The organism is Amycolatopsis sp. lyj-346 (genome assembly GCF_046548975.1).
Lineage (GTDB): Bacteria > Actinomycetota > Actinomycetes > Mycobacteriales > Pseudonocardiaceae > Amycolatopsis.
In genome coordinates this window covers 926,721-943,674 of sequence record NZ_JAJPWT010000001.1, presented here as the reverse complement: position 1 = coordinate 943,674, position 16,954 = coordinate 926,721, and the positions used below count along the sequence as shown (strand labels likewise).

The following is a 16,954-nucleotide window of genomic DNA, read 5'->3' as shown; positions in this document are numbered from 1 at the left end:
CGGCGACCCCTCATGCCCTGGTGGCTGAGGGGTCGAGTTGTTTCTGGAGTAGCGACAGCGGAGGAAGACGGCATGACTGAGGCGACAGGGACCGACGTCCCGGCCCACCGGTACACGGCCGCGCTGGCCGGCCAGATCGAGCAGCGCTGGCAGGACCACTGGGCCGACCAGGGGACCTTCCACGCGCCCAACCCCGTCGGGCCGCTCGCCGTCGAGGGGCAGCAGGTGCCCAGCGACAAGCTGTTCGTCCAGGACATGTTCCCGTACCCGTCGGGCTCCGGCCTGCACGTCGGGCACCCGCTGGGCTTCATCAGCACCGACGTCTTCGCCCGGTACCACCGGATGATCGGGCGCAACGTGCTGCACACGATGGGCTTCGACGCGTTCGGCCTGCCGGCCGAGCAGTACGCGGTCCAGACCGGGCAGCACCCGCGCAAGACGACCGAGGAGAACATCCGGACCTACGTGCGCCAGATCCGGCGCCTGGGCCTGGGCCACGACGAACGCCGTCGCATCTCCACGATCGACCCCGAGTACTACCGCTGGACGCAGTGGATCTTCCTGCAGATCTTCAACTCCTGGTACGACACCGAGGCGGGCAAGGCACGTCCGGTCGCCGAGCTGGAGGCCGCGTTCACCGACGGCTCGCGCCCGGTGCCGGGCGACCAGGACTGGGCGTCGCTGAGCGCGGCCGAGCGCAAGACGATCATCGACGACCACCGCCTGGTGTACATCTCCGAAGCGCCGGTCAACTGGTGCCCGGGCCTGGGCACCGTGCTGTCGAACGAAGAGGTCACCGCCGACGGCCGCAGCGAGCGCGGCAACTTCCCCGTCTTCCGCCGCAACCTGCGGCAGTGGATGATGCGGATCACCGCGTACGCCGATCGCCTGGTCGACGACCTGGACCTGCTGGACTGGCCGGAGAAGGTCAAGTCCATGCAGCGGAACTGGATCGGCCGCTCGCACGGCGCCCGCGTCACCTTCAAGGCCGGCGAAGACGGCATCGAGGTCTTCACGACCCGGCCGGACACCCTGTTCGGTGCCACCTACATGGTGCTGGCGCCGGAGCACCCGCTGGTCGACGAGCTGGTCACCGAGGCGTGGCCGCCGGACGTCGACGCCCGGTGGACCGGTGGTGCGGCGACGCCCGCCGAGGCCATCAAGGAGTACCGCGTCGCCGCGTCGCGGAAGTCCGAGCTGGACCGGCAGGAGAACAAGGAGAAGACCGGCGTCTTCACCGGCGCGTACGCGACGAACCCGGTCAACGACAAGCAGATCCCGATCTTCGTCGCCGACTACGTGCTGATGGGCTACGGCACCGGCGCGATCATGGCCGTGCCCGGCCAGGACGTCCGGGACTGGGAGTTCGCCGAGAAGTTCGGCCTGGAGATCATCCGGACCGTGCAGCCGTCGGAAGGCTTCGACGGCAAGGCGTACACCGGTGACGGCCCGGCGATCAACTCGAGCTTCCTGGACGGCATGGACGTCGCCGAAGCGAAGAAGGCGATCATCGACTGGCTGGCCGAAAAGGGTGCCGGCACCGGAACCGTCCAGTACAAGCTGCGCGACTGGCTGTTCTCGCGCCAGCGCTACTGGGGCGAGCCGTTCCCGGTCGTCTACGACGAGGACGGCGAAGTCCACGCCGTTCCGGAGTCGATGCTGCCGATCGAGCTGCCCGAGGTCGCCGACTACTCCCCGGTGACGTTCGACCCCGAGGACCGCGACTCGATGCCGTCGTCCCCGCTGGCCCGCGCCACCGACTGGGTCGAGGTCGAACTGGACCTGGGCGACGGCCCGAAGACCTACCGCCGCGACATCAACACGATGCCGAACTGGGCGGGTTCGTGCTGGTACCAGCTGCGTTACCTGGACCCGACGAACAGCGAGACGTTCTGCGCGCCGGAGAACGAGCAGTACTGGATGGGCCCGCGCCCCGGCGAGTACGGCGCGGACGACACCGGCGGCGTCGACCTGTACGTCGGCGGCGTCGAGCACGCGGTCCTGCACCTGCTGTACTCGCGGTTCTGGCACAAGGTGCTGTTCGACCTGGGCCACGTGACGTCCAAGGAGCCGTACCGGAAGCTGTTCAACCAGGGCTACATCGAGGCGTACGCGTACACGGACGCCCGCGGCGTCTACGTCCCGGCCGAGCAGGTCGAGGAGCGCGACGGGAAGTACTTCTTCAACGACGAAGAGGTCACCCAGGAGTACGGCAAGATGGGCAAGAGCCTGAAGAACGTCGTCACGCCGGACGAGATGGCCGAGAACTACGGCGCCGACACGTTCCGGTTCTACGAGATGGCGATGGGCCCGCTGGCCATGTCGCGCCCCTGGGCGACGAAGGACGTCGTCGGCGCGCACCGGTTCCTGCAGCGGCTGTGGCGCCTGGTCGTCGACGAGACGACCGGTGAGCTGCGGGTGTCCAATGAGGACGCTTCCGAGGCGGACCGCAAGGTGCTGCACAAGACCATCGCGGGTGTCCGCGAGGACTACGCGGAGATGCGGTTCAACACGGCCGGCGCGAAGCTGATCGAGCTGAACAACCACGTCACCAAGGTGTACGGCGGTGCTGCGTCGACGCCGCGAGAGCTGGCCGAGCCGCTGGTGCTGATGCTGGCGCCGCTGGCCCCGCACCTGGCCGAGGAGCTGTGGCACCGGCTGGGCCACGTGGATTCGCTGGTTCAGGGCCCGTTCCCGGTGGTGGACGAGAAGTACCTGGTGGAGGACTCGGTCGAGTACCCGATCCAGGTCAACGGCAAGGTCCGGTCCCGGGTGACGGTCGCGGCTTCGGCGTCGTCGGAGGAGGTCCAGGCGGCGGCACTGGCGGACGAGAAGGTCGCGGCCATGGTCGGCGACGGCTCGCCCCGCAAGGTCATCGTGGTGCCGGGGCGGCTGGTCAACATCGTCCTGTAGCGCACCGTCCGAAAGCCGCCGGTGCTTCTCGTGCGTTCTCGATTTGATTGAACGGTCAAGGAAAGACCGTTCGATCGAAGGAGAACCGGGGATGACCCTCGACGGCAAGGTGGCACTGGTGACGGGCGGCAGCCGGGGCATCGGCGCGGCCACGGCACTGCGGCTCGCCGAGGACGGCGCGGACGTCGCGCTGACGTACCAGCACAACGCCGCGCGGGCGGCCGAGGTGGTCGAACAGATCAAGCACCTCGGCCGCCGCGCGCTGGCGATCCAGGCGGATTCGGCCGACGCGGCCGCCGTGTCATCGGCGGTCTCGGCGACCGTCGCCGAGTTCGGCCGGCTCGACGTCCTGGTGAACAACGCGGGCGTCGGGTTCGTGGGCGCTTTCGACGAAACCTCCTTGGAAGACGTCGACCGCGTCCTCGCGGTGAACGTCCGCGGCGTGTTCGCGGCCACGCAGGCGGCGGCCGGCGTCTTGGGCGACGGCGGCCGCGTGATCACGATCGGCAGCTGCGTCACGGACCGCGTACCGGGGCCGGGCATGGCGTTGTACGCGACCAGCAAGGCGGCGATGGTCGGCCTGACCAAGGCGCTCGCCCGCGAGCTGGGCCCGCGTGGCATCACGGTGAACCTGGTCCACCCGGGCCCGACGGACACGGACATGAACCCGGCCGACGGCCCGTACGCGGCGGACCAGCGCGCCCTGACGGCGTTCGACCGCTACGGCACACCGGCCGAAGTGGCCGCGGCGGTGTCCTACCTGGCCGCGCCGGCCAGCGCCTACGTGACCGCCGCTGTGCTGTCCGTGGACGGCGGCCACGCGGCCTAACCGGAGTAGAGCCCGATCTCCCGGGCGAGGTCGGCGAGCATCGCCTCGAACAGGACGTCCGGTTTGGACATGGGGATCGGGTAGTTGCCGAAGACCTCGAGCGTGACGTGCCCGTAGAGCCGGGCCCAGAACTGGATCATCAGGTACGTCACGCCGAGGTCGATCTTTTCGACGGGCACGCCCTGATCGGACTCGACGAGCACGGTGACCAGCGACTCCTGGAACGTCTTCAGGTCGTCCCGCAGCTCATCGGGCACCCCGCTGGCGGAGGGCAGCACGATGTCGTGCCGGGCGAGCACCCGCCCGGCGGCGGCGAGGAAGATCCGCCCGAACGGCTCGTCGACCCGGCTCAGCGCACTCCCCGACGTCGACCCGACCCCACCGGTCGGCGACGCGAAGACCAGCGTGAACTCCTTCGTGTGGGTGAGCGCCCACCGCCGGAAACCCTTGCAGATGGCGAACAGCTGCAGCATGCCGTCATCCGGCAGTTCGGCGATCTCCTCGGCGAGTTCGTCGGCCAGGTCGGCGCAGACGTCCAGCCGCAGGTTTTCGACCAGGTCGTCACGAGACTCGTAGTAGCGGTAGAGCGCGGGCGCGGTGATCCCCAGCTCCCGCGCGATGGCCCGCAGCGTGACCGCCTCCGGCCCCTGCTCGACGAGCAGCTTCCGGGCGGTCCGCCGGATGTCCTGTTCGGTAGCCGCACGCGCGCGACCCCTTCGCGTGGGGTGGCTCATCCGAACAGTCTAGGCGCTTGGTACGACAGATTTTGCGTTGACGCGATGTCTGCCGTAACGAAAAGGTGCAGCTCAGGCCCGCGCCTTGAGGTTCGTCAGTACGGCGTCTGCCACGTCCGGAGCAGCGTCGAAGCAATCCTTGCCTTCGGCCGCGGACTTGTCGCCGAGCGTCAACGCCGTGGAAAACGCCAGCTGGTCGGTGACGCCGACGACGATGACGCAGGCGCGGTTGTCATCGGTGTTCGTGTAGGCGACGGCGGGAAATCCTTGAACCGGCTCGAGCGGCTGCCAGCGCGCGGCCTTGGGCTTCACGTTCTCGTAAGCCAGCCCGATTCCCCGCTCGGATTTCGTCTGGTAGGCGACCGTGATGCCGGCTCCTGATCCGGAAGCGCTGCTCCACTGGCACATCGGGCCGAGTTCGGTGTCACTGGGCTTGGCCGGGGTCGGCTGCCCGAGGAAGTGGCTGACTTGGCTGGTGGTGAGTGCGCTTTCGCACGGGCTGCCCTCGAGTGCTTGCGCCGGGAGGGGATTCGGCACGGCAGGCACGTCGCTGTTCGCCGATGCGGTACTCGAAGGTGCGGTGGTGTTCGCTGGTGCCTTCGGTGTGCCGTTGCACGCGGAGATCAGCAAGCCGCCGGCCATGATCGCGGCCGTGGTCGTGGTGGATCGCTTCGTCATTCGAGGGCTCCGCCTGTCTTGTTCGTGTCGTCTGCCGCCTGCCGGTCGGCCGCCTCGACGATCCCGAGTGCCTTCTGCAGCCGTTTGATCAACTCGGACAGGTACTTGTACTGGTGATCGAGATGGCCTTGGTAGTAGCGCCCGGCCTCGTTCACACCGTTCGGACCGGTGACGGCCGCGGTGCTGGCCGGCTCCGGAGCGGGGCGGCGTCGCCTGCGACAGCACTTGCGCGGCGTCGCGTTGCTGCTGGATCGAAATCCGCAACTCCGTCGCGTTCTTGAGCATCGCCCGCATTTCCGAGCTGCTCATCGCGAACCCCTTCACCGTGAAGTCGCCGCCGGTGTACTCGCGGAGCTGGCCGTAGTCGATCGTCCGGGCCGCGGTGTTCGAGCTGGACTGCCGGGAGTACGCGTTGTACCGCTCGACGTTCTCCTGGGCCTTCCGGTTGTACTGGTTGATCTTGGCTTCGGTGTCGGTGTCCCACGGCGTCGCGACGTCCCAGGCGCTGCGCGTCGGCGGCTGGTCCTTGACGTCCGGGTGCAGCGAGTTCTTCATCCGGTGGAACTGGTCGATCTGCGCCTGGGCCAGCGTCGAGTTGCGGTCCAGGGTCGTGGACGCCGAGGTCGCCGACGCTGTCAACGGCTTGAGCCGCTCCCGAGCCGCGTCCGACGCGCCACCCGTCCACGCGGATTCGAGAGCGGAGGTCAGCTCACGCGTGCCCTGTTCGAGCCGGCGCTGGTAAGCGGACTGGTCGACACCCGCCTGGTGGACCTTCTGCAGCGACTCGGTACCGGGACCGCTCAGCACGGCCCGGACCAGCTGACCGGGTGACAGCCCGGCAGCCTGCGGGTTCGCCGCCCCCGTCCCGGTCTGCGAGCCGACGTAGGCCCCCGCGATCGCGCCGGGCAGCCCACCCACGAGCAGGCCGACGCCCGCGCCGGCCAAGACGTTGCCGAGCCGCTCACCGCCCGACTGGACGGCGCGCGCGATCTCCGACCCGACGTGCTTGGCAGCGTCGAGCATGTCGCCGAACAACCCCACCGAACCGCGCTCCCCTCGCGTTCGACCTCCCTCGTACGTCACGCACGATACGGCAGCGGTTACCGAGTGTGCGAAAAATCGACCGGATCGGGCGTTCGCGCCTGCCACCGCGTCAGCGGCCTCAGCAACCACATGCACACGGCGGCCATCCCGAGCGCGGCGAAGAAGTGCACGACCCAGGTCCCGGCCCGCCGCTGGCCAGCGCGATCACCGTACGGCTACTGACGTGCAGGGGCTGCCGCAGACGTTGAGCCCTCGGCGGCACGCAAGTTCGGCAGGCGCGCGCCCACATCGCTGCCCCGCGAGGTCGTGTTGACCGTCGGGCGGGGCGCCGCCGACGCCGATCACTCGGGGGGCTACGTGATCGGCGCCGGCGACCCGATGCCCTGCCCGGCTCGCGCCGGTGGGGGCAAGCCACCACGTCTTGCGTGGTGACGCACCAGGAGAGCGGGACCGGGGCCACGAAGTGACGTCCGGGGGACGGACATCCCCCGATCGAGTGACGGGCATCCGCTGCTCGCATGATTGTCGCACTCCGCCCCGGATAAGTTACAAAAACCTTCACTTATCTCCCCGCCGCCCCTGCTGACCTGGTCCTGACCGCTTTCGTGGCACAGTCGCCTTCGTGGCACAGTGCGGGGTATGAACTCGGACGTGCTCGTGGTGGGATCCGCCAACGCCGACCTGGTCGTCGCGGTGGACCGGCGGCCGGGCGGCGGGGAAACGGTGCTGGGCGGCGACACCGTGCTCTCGCCGGGCGGCAAGGGAGCCAACACGGCGGTCGCGGCGGGCCGGCTCGGGGCGGACGTCGCACTGCTCGGCGCCGTCGGCGACGATCCCTACGGCAGGCTGCTGCTCGATTCGCTCCGCGCCGCGGGCGTCGACACCGGGCTCGTGCGCACCAGCGAGCGGCCGACCGGCATCGCCTACATCACCGTCACCCCGGACGGCGAGAACTCGATCCTCGTCTCCCCCGGCGCCAACTCCAGCCTGGAGCCCGCCGACGTCGACGCCGTCTTCGACGGGGTCGAGATCATGGTCGTCTCGCTGGAGGTGCCGCTGCCGACCGTCGAGCACGCCGTCGCGCGGGCCGCCGAACGGGGCGTGAAGGTGCTGCTGAACCTCTCGCCGGCTGCCAAGCTTTCCCCGGAAACGCTGGCCAAGCTCGACGTCCTGCTGGTCAACGAGCACGAGGCCGCCTGGCTCACCGGGCCCGGTGCCGACTTCCGGACCCTGCTCGACCTGGGCCCGCGGGCGGCCGTCGTCACGCTGGGTGCGGCCGGCGCCGTCGTCGTCGAAACCGGCTCGGTGAGCCGGGTCGAGTCGCCGAAGGTCGAGGCCGTGGACACCACGGGGGCCGGTGACGCCTTCGCCGGCGCACTCGCCGCGTCGCTCGCCGACGGTGCCGACCTGGTTTCCGCGGCGAAACGAGCCGTGCGCGTCGCGGCGTTCAGCGTGACGCGGCACGGGGCCCAGCCGTCCTACCCCACCGCCGCCGACCTGGGGGAATGATCATCCGGCCGACTGGTTCCGGCTCGCCGACTCGGCCGAGGCCTGGGGTTTCCGCCGTATGCTGACCCGACGGCCCGTCCGCAGCCGCGGCGAATTGGCCGGCTCCTGGTGGCACGAGGAGGTCCGGCCGGTGCTCGAACAGGTAGGGCAACGCGGTTTGTGCCCGCCACCACGAGATATCCAGGCCTACCTGAGTTATGGTCTAGACCATGCCTGAGTTTGCTGCCGCCGCGCCCGAGCCTGACGCCGCCTCCGCGAAGAGTGCGTCGGTCGTGTCCGATGCCGCCTCCGCGGGAAAGAGTGCGTCGGCGGGGTCCGATGCCGCCTCCGCGGGGTCCCTCAACGGAGTCGCCGTCAGCCCCGGCCGCGCGAGCGGTCCCGTCGTCCGTGTCGCGGAGCCGCTCGGCGAGCCCGCCGCCACCCCGGCCCCGGCCGATCCGGCCGCCGAAGCCGCCCGGATCGCTCCCGCGGCCGCGATCGTCGCCGGCCGGCTGGAAAAGCAGGCCGAGACCGCCACCGGCGAGGCAGCGACGATCCTCATCACGACCGCGGCGATGGCGGCCGATCCGGCGCTCGCGTCGCAGGCCGAAACGCTGGTCAAGACGCAGGGACTGCCCGCCGCCCGCGCCGTCTACCAGGCGGCCGAAGGCTTCGCCGAAGCGCTCGCCGCGGCCGGCGGGTACATGGCGGAGCGCGTCCGCGACGTCCGCGACGTGCGTGACCGGCTGATCGCCGAGCTGCTCGGCATCGCGCCGCCTGGCGTGCCCGAGCTGGCGTCGCCGAGCGTGCTGGTCGCCCGCGACCTCGCGCCGGCCGACACCGCCGGCCTCGACCCGGCGAAGGTCCTCGCCCTGGTCACCGAGGAAGGCGGGCCCACGAGCCACACCGCGATCCTGGCGCGGGCACTGGGCATCCCGGCCGTCGTCGCGGTGCGCGGACTGCTGGCACTGGACGCGCAAGCGCTTGCGGTCGACGGCGACGCGGGCACGGTCGAGCTCGCGGACCCGTCGGCGCCGGTCGTCACGGCAACGGTGACCCAGCTCACCGAGTGGAACGGCACGGGCGCAACGGCCGACGGCCACCGCGTGAAGGTCTACGGCAACGTCGGCTCCCCGGCCGACGCGCAGGCCGCGGCCGACGCGGGCGCCGAAGGGGTCGGCCTGTTCCGCACCGAGTTCTGCTACCTGGACGCCTCGGACGAGCCGTCGGTGGCCGACCAGCGCGCCGCGTACACGGCGGTGCTGTCGCCGTTCCGCGGCAAGCCGGTGATCGTGCGGACCCTCGACGCGGGCGCCGACAAGCCCCTGGCGTTCCTGTCCCCGGAAGCCGAGCCGAACCCGGCGCTCGGCGTCCGCGGGCTGCGCGTGGCGTTCGACCGCCCCGAGGTGCTGGACCGCCAGCTCGAGGCCATCGCCGGCGCGGCGGGCGATTCGGGCGCCGAGGTCTCGGTGATGGCCCCGATGGTGGCAACGGTCGAGGAAGCGGCCTGGTTCGCGGAGCGGGTCCGCGCGGCGGGCATCGCCCGTGCGGGCGTGATGATCGAGATCCCGGCGGCGGCGCTGAGCGCCCGCGAAATCCTCGAAGCGGTGGACTTCGTCTCGGTGGGCACGAACGACCTGGCCCAGTACACGTTCGCGGCGGACCGCCAGCTGGGCGCGGTGGCCAAGCTCAACGACCCCTGGCAGCCGGGGCTGTTGCGCCTGCTGAAGCTGATCGGCGACGCAGCCAAGGCAACGGGCAAACCGGCAGGCGTCTGCGGCGAAGCAGCGGCCGACCCGCGCCTGGCCCTCGTCTTGGCGGGCCTGGGCCTGACGAGCTTGTCGATGAACGCCCCGGCAATCCGCCCGGTCGGCGCAAGCCTGGCGGCGACGACGTTGGCGGAGTGCGAAGCCCTGGCCGAAGCGGTCTTGGCAACCACGAGCCCCACAACCGCCCGCGCGGCAGCCCGCCCCTGAACCTGCCCGCCAGAGCCCGCCCGGCTCGGCTGATGGTTTCGTCCGTGCGCGAATCAATCCCCACCCGCCGGGGCGCCCCCCACTTTCAGTCTATCGGTCATCACCGACAGTGCTGCCTTGTGCGAACCTGAACCGGCGAGGTTGTCCACATTGATCGAGGGGTGTGGGCAACCTCGCCTCAAGACGGCGTTCGGCCCAAAAAATCCGGGCCGCTGTCGATCCTGGCCACGGCCGCTCGACGAAGAGGTGAGAAGGGAAGCACCCGAGTCGAGAGGACCTCACCATGACCGCCACCGGCGGAAGCTGCTGCTCATCGGGGCCGCCGCCTTCGGGCCGCCGCCTTCGGGGTCGCCTCCGTGGTCGCCGCCTTCTCCACCAGTGCCGGGATGCTCATCGTCGCGCGGGGTGCGCTCGGGATCGCCGGGGCCACGCTCGCTCCGTCGACCCTCTCGCTCATCGGCACCATGTTCGCGGACCCGCGGCAGCGGGCCGAAGCCATCGGGATCTGGGCGGGCTGCTTCACCGTCGGCGCCATTGTCGGGCCGGTGGTCGGCGGCTTCATGCTCGAACACTTCTGGTGGGGCTCGGTCTTCCTGCTCGGCGTCCCCGCGATGGTCCTGCTGCTGTTCAGCATGCTCGGCGGCACCACGATGCTGTTCGTCGCGCAGTTCTTCCAGCTCGCGCAGCACCTGTCGCCGGTCGGGGCCGCGCTGGGGCTGCTGCCGGGGATGGCCGCCTCGACCGTCAGCTTCCTCGCCGCGCCCGTTCTCGCCCGCCGGGTGCGGCCCGGCAGGCTGATCGCGGGCGGTGTGGCCCTCGCCGCGTCCGGCATGGCGGTCCTCGCCTTCGTCGAGCCCGCGGCCGGGCCCGGCTGGCCGGCACTCGGGTTCGCCGTGACGTCGCTGGGTGTCGGGCCGATGGTCGCGCTGGGCACCGATCTCGTCGTCGGCTCGGTTCCGGTGCGCAAGGCCGGTGCCGCCGCTTCGCTGGCGCAGACCGTCAACGAGTTCGGCTACGCCTTCGGCCTCGCCACCGTCGGCACGCTCGGCAACGCCGTCGTCCGCTCCCACGGCCTGCCCGACGGGCTGCACGTCGTCGCCGGACTGGCCGCCGTCGCGTTCGCCGTCCTCGTCTTCTTCGTCGCCCGGCACCTGCGCTCGGTCCGGACGCTCGCCGCCTGACGCGCGAAGGCCTCCCCGCCCGATGCCTGGGCGGGGAGGCCTTCTTGACGCCGGGGGCAGAGGGGCCCCGGCTAGCCGAAGAGCCCGCGCCGCGGGTGCCGGACGAGCAGCGAACCGCCGTGGACCCGGCCGCTCAGCACGTACCGCGGGTTGCCCATCCTCCCGTTGCTGTGGGTCTTGTCCTCCATCGAGCCGAACTTGACGTCACCGATCGAGTTGAGGTCCACCGCGGCGTGCTCCGGGATGATGATCTCGACCGAGCCCCACTTGGCGTCCAGTTCGATGTGCACCACCGGCGACTGCACCTGTGCCTCGGTGAAGTCCAGCTTCGTCGAGCCGTACTTGTTGCGCACGACCAGCTCGGACGGCACCACCCACGGCCCGCCGCGGTGCAGCGACGAATACTTCGCGTTCAGCTCGATGCGCCGGCCGGCCGGGTAACCGCTGTAGCCCGCCGGAGACGCGTACGCCGGGGCGGCGGCGAGAGCCGCGGCCGGGTGGTAGAGACCGGCCAGGTCGGCCAGCACGGCGTTCAGCTCGCCGCGTGTCTTCGACGCCAGCGCGCGGTCGGTGCGCTCGGTGAACTCGTCGAGGTCGATCATCCCGCGGCCGATCGCCTTCTGCAGCACGCCGATGACGTGCTCGCGCTCGTCGTCGGACACCCGGAGATCGCGTTCGCTCAACGGCTTGGTCTCGGTCAGCGGTTCCGCCGCCGCGGTCTCTTCCTCGCCCATGCTCACGATGGTAGAACCGGATCTCACCAGGGAGATCGGGGGAAAACCCTGAACGGACCCGTAGTCCGCGCCGCCGCCGTCGCGGCCGTGGTCCTGCTGTCCGCGTGCACCGGCGAACCTCCGGCACCGCCGCCGAGCACCACGACCACACCGCCGTCTCCCGCGACGCCTCCGCCGGAGGGGCTCACCGGCGTCCAGGCGACCGGCGGCATCGGCGTCACCGTGCTGCTCCCGACCGTCGGCCCCACCCTCTTCGACGCCGACCGCGGCGCCGTGGCCACACCGCCCGGCTACCCCGGCGGCGAAGTCGGGCTGACCGTCGTCCGGGTCGGGAAGCACGCCGTGCTGACGGCCTATCCGCCGTACACCCAGAACTCCGAACCCTTCGAAGTCCTCGAGTACACCGGGCCGTCGAGCCCGCCGCGGTCCCTCGGCCGCGCCTGGTCGGTCGCCCCGGACGCCGACCGCGAAGGCGTTTGGCTGATCCGGCAGGACGCGCCGGACGACTGCCGCCTCCAGCACGTCTCGTTCTCCGCGGGCGAGCTCGGCCGCGGCCAGCCCGCCAGCTGCCGCACGCAGGTGCGGACCGAGACCGCGCACGGCCTGCTGATCACCATCAACTCCGGTTCCGTCGAATCGACCGACGCCCTGATCGAGCCGTCCACCGGCCGCACGGTCCGGCAGGCTCCGCGCATCCTCGGCGTGGCCGGCGACTGGATGCTGCTCGACGGCCTGACCGACCTGACTCTGGTCGACTTGCGCGGCAACCGCAGCACTCAGCTGGGCAGGCCGGCGAGCGGCGCGGCACCCACCGTGGTGCCTTCGCGCGAAGGCACCGTCTGGGCCGCCGACTTCGCCAACCCCACCTACCGGAACACCGGCACGCAGGTCCGCGACATCTGGCTGCTCCGCCCGGACGGGCCGACCTGGGAACACGTGCCGGGGATGCCGTTCGTCACCGAGCACCTCAACCGCGGTGGCGGCTTCGACTGGTCGGCCGCCGGTGACCTGGTGCTCGCCGACGGCGTCCTCGCCGCCTGGCACCCCGGCGAACCGCAGTGGCGCCTGGGCCAGGCCGCCCTGCCGGCCGGAAACTGGTCGGGCCTGGCGGTCCTGTTCTGACGGTCACTCCTCGTCGAGGCCGTGTTCGATCGCGTACCGGGCGAGTTCGACGCGGTTGTGCAGCTGCAGCTTCCGCAGGGTCGACTGCACGTGGTTCTCCACCGTGCGGTGCGACAACACGAGCCGTTCGGCGATCTGCCGGGCGGTCAGCCCCTTCGCGACGAGGCGCAGGACGTCGGTTTCGCGCTCGGTCAGCCGGGGCGGCTCGGCCCCTTCCGCCGGCGCGTCCGCCATCCGCCGGTACTCGCCGAGCACCAGCCCGGCCAGGCCCGCGGTGAACACCGGATCGCCGGCGGCGGTCCGGTGCACGGCGTCGACCAGCTCCACCGCGGACGCCGACTTGACCAGGTAACCGGACGCGCCCGCCTTCACCGCTTCCAGGACGTCCTTGTGCTCGCCGCTGGCCGAGAGCACCAGCACCTTCGTCGAGGGAAGGGCCGCGGTGATCTCGCGGGTCGCGTCCACGCCCGACGTGCTGCCGAGGTTGAGGTCCATCAGGACGACGTCCGGCTGCACGGTCCGCGCGATCCGCACCGCCGCGCCGGCGTCCGGCGCGGTCGCCCGCACGTCGAAGCCGTGTTCGGTGAGGTCACGGGCCACCCCGTCGCGCCACATCGGGTGGTCGTCGACCACCATCACGGAAATCCGCGGTTCGTCACTCATTTCGCACCCCTCGTGTTCGGCACCCTGACCTCCCACTCCGTGCCCCGGCCGGGCCCGGTGTCGAGGGTCGCGCTGCCCCCGAGGTCGCGGACCCGCCCCCGGATGGATTCCACCACGCCGAGGTGCCCTTCCGCGGCGGCTTGCTCGAGAACGCCGTCCGGTATGCCCGGTCCGTCGTCGCGGATGCTCACCACGACCTCGTCACCGAGGTCCTCCAGCAGCACCCACGCCTGCGCGTCCCGGCCGGCGTGCTTCTCGACGTTCGCCAGGGCTTCGCGGGTCACGGCGACCAGTTCGCCGGTGACGTGCGACGGCAGCTCGACGTCGTCCGCCGGGGCCGAGACCTGCACCGACGGCGTCGCGAGCAGCTGCAACGCGGCGCGCAGGCTCGTCCGGCCGCTTTCGTTCGGCTTGACCGGTTCGGTCGTGACCAGCGACCGCAGCGCGATCTCCTGCTCGCCGGCCAGCCGGGCCAGCTCCGCCGCTTCGCCGCCGACCTCGTTGCCGCGCTTGCGGACCCGCGCGAGCACCTGCAGCACGCTGTCGTGGATCGACCGGGCCAGCCGCTCCCGCTCGGCCGTCGCCGCTTCCTTCCGCAGCGCCTGCTCCAGCCGCGCCGCCGACCGGCGGGCCATCGTCGAAGCCATCCCGACCAGCAGCCCGGCGGCGGCGAGCAGGACGCCGTCGCGGGCGATGTCGAGGTCGAACTTCTCCCGCGCCAGCGCGGTCGCCACCCCGACGACCAGGCCGGCGAGCACCCCGCCGACGGCACCGAACCGCGCGCCCGCGGCGACCGGCGGCACGGCCGCCCACACCGTGGTGATGAGCGGGACGTTCAGCGCGAACTGCGTGTCGCTCAGCACCCACGGCGAGGTCAGCAGCAGCCCGGTGGTCAGCACGAGGTCGAAGACGACCAGCGCGGGCGGGCGCGTCCGCTCGCGCAGGTAGAGGAAGCTGCTCCCGACCGACCAGGCGGCCATCACGCCGAGGACGGTCCACGCCAGCCATTCGCGCCGGTACTCACCACTCTGGACGATGACCGTGGCGCAGGCGAACGCCCAGGTGAGCACGCGGAAGGCGAGCACGCCCCGCCACATGGGCGTGACCGGATCGGGCGTCCGCCGGACGGTCACTTCTCGTCGTCGTCTTCGCCACGGGTCGCCACCGTGGCGGTCGGGGATCCGGGCTCGGCGTCGTTCGGCTGCGCCGCCTGGTCCGTGAGGACGTTCACCTCGGCCGGGTCCGGGTTCTCCTCGTGCAGCAGGGACCGGATGCCCGCGTTGAGCACAGCCAGGATCGGCACCGCCATCAGCGCGCCCGCGATCCCGCCCACGACGAGCCCGACGGTGATGGCGAGGACGACGGAGAGGGGGTGCAGCTTCACCGCGCGGCCGAGCAGCAGCGGCTGCAGCACGTGGCTTTCCAGCTGCATCACGCCGATCACGATGGCCAGCACGATCACCGCGCCGATGAAGCCGTTCGTGACCAGGGCGATCAGCACCGCGACGCCGCCGGTGATGACCGCACCGATGATCGGGATGAACGCGCCGAGGAACACCAGCGTGGCCAGCGGGATCACCAGCGGCACGCCCACGATCCACAGCCCGATGCCGATGCCGACGGCGTCGACGACCGCCACGGCCGCCGTCGCCCGCACGTAGCTGACCAGCGACGCGAATCCGCGGCGCCCGGCGACGTCGACGCGGTTGCGGACCCGGCCGGGCGCGACCCGGACGAGGAACGTCCAGATGTCGCCGCCGCCGCTGAGGAAGAAGATGGTGATGAACAGCGTGAGCAGGAAACCGGTGACGATCTCGCCGACCGTGCTCGCCGTGGTCAGCGCCGTGTCGGTGAGCCAGCTCTGGTTGTCCTGCAGGAACCCGAAGACCTGGTTGATGAACTGCTGGATCTGCTCCTGGCGCAGGTGCGCCGGGCCGTTGATCAGCCAGTCCTTGATCTGGTTGAGGCTCTCGTTGAGCTGCCTCTGCAGCTGGGGCAGGCCACTCGAGAACTGCGTGACGACGAACGTCAGCAGACCACCCAGCACGGCGAGCCCGGCGATCAGCACGATCGCCGTCGCGAGTCCCCGCGGGAACCGGACCGCCACGAGCTTCTGCACGGCCGGCGCGAGCAGCGCCGCGAGGAGCAGGGCGATGCCCAGCGGGATCACGACGACGGACAGGCGCCCGATCACCCACCCGACGACGTACAACGCCGCCGCCACCACGATCAGCCGCCACGCCAGCGCCGCGCTGATGCGCAGGCCCCGGGGGATCAGCCCGGTGACGTCCTCGTGCTCCGGCAGGAACGGGTCTTCGCGTCGCGCGTGGGTCACCGGCTCACCGTAGCGGCTGGACCGGTCGATCCGGCCGCATTCCCGCGGCCGCGTCCGACACACGTGGCGGCCAGGGATGATCACCGACCGTCAAATCGGGCTACACCGTGTGTCTTTCACACGATGGGGGCATCAAGTCGTGTCAAGAGTGCGCGGCGCGCTGCCGGTTTGGTTAGGTCGCTTCCGCAACGGCCGGATCACGAACCATGCATGAAGGAGACGACGAGTGGCGACCACCGCGACGAACGAGGGGCAGAGCGCCAAACGCGCCGTCCGTCTCGTGTCGCGTGCGCTGCTCGTCCTCGGTGGCGCGATGGCGGGCACCGCCGCCGCGTGGCTCGTCTCCGACGCGTCCGCTTCCGCCGACACCGTCCAGGTGGGCACCGCCTCCGTCACCCCGGTCACCGACGCCACGTCGGCCGGCATCGGCGACGCGAACCGCGGCACCGGCCACTTCGCGGGCGAGGTCGCCGGCGGGGCCGCCGAGGTGGCCTGCCACCAGGACGCGACGACGTGGAGCGAGCCGCAGGCCCCGCGCCCGTGTGGCCGCACCGACGCCGGCACCGCCGGGCGCAAGGCCTCCGAGCTCGTCGGCGACTCGGTCACCGACCTCGCCGACGAAGCCGTGCTGAACCCGGCCCAGCGCACCCTCGGCGCGTTCGAGCACATCGCGCGCAAGCCGGAGGACACCCGCCAGGTCATCGAGGAGACCATCGCCCCCAAGCCGGCCACGGACTTCGGCCGCCAGGTGTGGCAGCTGCTCGACCCGGCCGGGCACGGCAACCTGGTCCCGCTCCCCGGCCTCCCGGGTCTCGACCCGGTCGAGGCGGCGCCGGTGACCTCCGGCGCTGGCGAGGTGGCGGGCACTCCCGCCGTCTCGACCGTCGAACTTCCCGCCGCGCTGCGAGCCGCGCTCGCGATGCCGGCGGGCTGGCAGCACGACGACGGCACCGGTGCCGCGGGACGTTCCCGCGACGGGCACCGTGATCTGCCGTCGCCGCTGACTCCGGCGCAGCTTCCGGCCGCGCCGGCCGTCCCCACCGCCCCGGGTGGCACCACGGCCCCCGGTGGACACCTCGACGGCTTCAACTTCGGCGTCCCCTTCTGGACGACCGAAGCCGTCGACACCGCCGTCGCGGCAATGAGCCGCGCCGGCCTGCGCCACTCGATGCGCACCCCGGGCGAACAGCCCGGCGTCACTCCTGACTGAACACCTCCCACCACGGGTCGCTGACGCGTCCACATCCGTCCTTCGCT

At 71.3% G+C, this 16,954-nt stretch carries 13 protein-coding genes; 7 read left to right on the top strand and 6 right to left on the bottom strand.

Going from position 1 to position 16,954, the window contains the following annotated elements:
• The first annotated feature begins 72 nt into the window (after positions 1-72).
• Both leuS and ACLJQE_RS04635 read left to right on the top strand, forming a co-directional pair.
• Entirely contained in the window at positions 73-2,913 is a 2,841-nt protein-coding gene (gene leuS / locus ACLJQE_RS04640; protein WP_410637681.1) for a leucine--tRNA ligase, read from the top strand.
• Between the two features lie 91 nt (positions 2,914-3,004).
• Entirely contained in the window at positions 3,005-3,742 is a 738-nt protein-coding gene (locus ACLJQE_RS04635; RefSeq protein WP_410637680.1) for an SDR family oxidoreductase, read from the top strand.
• Here ACLJQE_RS04635 and ACLJQE_RS04630 read toward each other — a convergent pair.
• Entirely contained in the window at positions 3,739-4,476 is a 738-nt protein-coding gene (locus ACLJQE_RS04630) for a TetR/AcrR family transcriptional regulator (RefSeq protein ID WP_410637679.1), read from the bottom strand. The genes ACLJQE_RS04635 and ACLJQE_RS04630 overlap by 4 nt on opposite strands.
• 72 nt (positions 4,477-4,548) lie before the next feature.
• The gene (locus ACLJQE_RS04625; protein WP_410637678.1) at positions 4,549-6,195 is read right to left on the bottom strand and encodes a DUF3558 family protein; all 1,647 of its coding nucleotides are present in this window, start codon (positions 6,193-6,195) and stop codon (positions 4,549-4,551) included.
• Between the two features lie 642 nt (positions 6,196-6,837).
• Between ACLJQE_RS04625 and ACLJQE_RS04620 the strand changes: the two genes are divergently transcribed.
• The 3 genes from ACLJQE_RS04620 to ACLJQE_RS04610 all read left to right on the top strand — a co-directional run bounded on the left by ACLJQE_RS04620 (position 6,838) and on the right by ACLJQE_RS04610 (position 10,843).
• Positions 6,838-7,707 (top strand): ribokinase, encoded by an 870-nt coding sequence (locus tag ACLJQE_RS04620; protein WP_410637677.1) that lies wholly within the window; start codon positions 6,838-6,840, stop codon positions 7,705-7,707.
• 209 nt (positions 7,708-7,916) lie between these two features.
• A complete protein-coding gene (gene ptsP / locus ACLJQE_RS04615; RefSeq protein WP_410637676.1) occupies positions 7,917-9,662 on the top strand; it encodes a phosphoenolpyruvate--protein phosphotransferase in 1,746 nt (581 codons plus the stop codon).
• Positions 9,663-10,018: 356 nt separating this feature from the next.
• Entirely contained in the window at positions 10,019-10,843 is an 825-nt protein-coding gene (locus ACLJQE_RS04610) for an MFS transporter (RefSeq protein WP_410637674.1), read from the top strand.
• A 71-nt stretch (positions 10,844-10,914) separates the two neighbouring features.
• Here the strand turns inward: ACLJQE_RS04610 and ACLJQE_RS04605 are convergent, their stop codons facing one another.
• Positions 10,915-11,577: a DUF1707 domain-containing protein gene (locus ACLJQE_RS04605; RefSeq protein WP_410637673.1), complete on the bottom strand. Its 663-nt coding sequence runs from the start codon at positions 11,575-11,577 to the stop codon at positions 10,915-10,917.
• An 87-nt stretch (positions 11,578-11,664) separates the two neighbouring features.
• Here ACLJQE_RS04605 and ACLJQE_RS04600 point away from each other — a divergent pair, with 87 nt between their 5' ends.
• Positions 11,665-12,699, top strand: a complete 1,035-nt coding sequence (locus ACLJQE_RS04600; protein ID WP_410637672.1) for a hypothetical protein — start codon at positions 11,665-11,667, stop codon at positions 12,697-12,699.
• Between the two features lie 3 nt (positions 12,700-12,702).
• On the opposite strand, the gene ACLJQE_RS04595 is transcribed toward ACLJQE_RS04600, so the two are convergent.
• Genes ACLJQE_RS04595 through ACLJQE_RS04585 form a run of 3 tightly spaced genes read right to left on the bottom strand, consistent with a single transcriptional unit; the run spans position 12,703 to position 15,697 of the window.
• Positions 12,703-13,362, bottom strand: coding sequence for a response regulator (locus ACLJQE_RS04595; protein WP_410637671.1), 660 nt, complete (start codon positions 13,360-13,362; stop codon positions 12,703-12,705).
• The gene (gene macS / locus ACLJQE_RS04590; protein ID WP_410637670.1) at positions 13,359-14,495 is read right to left on the bottom strand and encodes a MacS family sensor histidine kinase; all 1,137 of its coding nucleotides are present in this window, start codon (positions 14,493-14,495) and stop codon (positions 13,359-13,361) included. The genes ACLJQE_RS04595 and macS overlap by 4 nt, the downstream gene beginning before the upstream one ends.
• Positions 14,492-15,697, bottom strand: a complete 1,206-nt coding sequence (locus tag ACLJQE_RS04585) for an AI-2E family transporter (RefSeq protein ID WP_410637669.1) — start codon at positions 15,695-15,697, stop codon at positions 14,492-14,494. Before ACLJQE_RS04585 ends, macS begins: the two co-directional genes overlap by 4 nt.
• A 226-nt stretch (positions 15,698-15,923) precedes the next feature.
• Between ACLJQE_RS04585 and ACLJQE_RS04580 the strand changes: the two genes are divergently transcribed.
• Positions 15,924-16,907: a hypothetical protein gene (locus ACLJQE_RS04580; protein WP_410637667.1), complete on the top strand. Its 984-nt coding sequence runs from the start codon at positions 15,924-15,926 to the stop codon at positions 16,905-16,907.
• Positions 16,908-16,954 lie beyond the last annotated feature (47 nt).

Bases quoted from the DNA above. Each gene is read 5' to 3' on its own strand.
- ACLJQE_RS04630 (WP_410637679.1), bottom strand. From the start codon at position 4,476: ATGAGCCACCCCACGCGAAGGGGTCGCGCGCGTGCGGCTACCGAACAG.
- leuS (WP_410637681.1), top strand. From the start codon at position 73: ATGACTGAGGCGACAGGGACCGACGTCCCGGCCCACCGGTACACGGCC.
- ACLJQE_RS04595 (WP_410637671.1), bottom strand. From the start codon at position 13,362: ATGAGTGACGAACCGCGGATTTCCGTGATGGTGGTCGACGACCACCCG.
- ACLJQE_RS04605 (WP_410637673.1), bottom strand. From the start codon at position 11,577: ATGGGCGAGGAAGAGACCGCGGCGGCGGAACCGCTGACCGAGACCAAG.
- ACLJQE_RS04635 (WP_410637680.1), top strand. From the start codon at position 3,005: ATGACCCTCGACGGCAAGGTGGCACTGGTGACGGGCGGCAGCCGGGGC.
- ACLJQE_RS04620 (WP_410637677.1), top strand. From the start codon at position 6,838: ATGAACTCGGACGTGCTCGTGGTGGGATCCGCCAACGCCGACCTGGTC.
- ptsP (WP_410637676.1), top strand. From the start codon at position 7,917: ATGCCTGAGTTTGCTGCCGCCGCGCCCGAGCCTGACGCCGCCTCCGCG.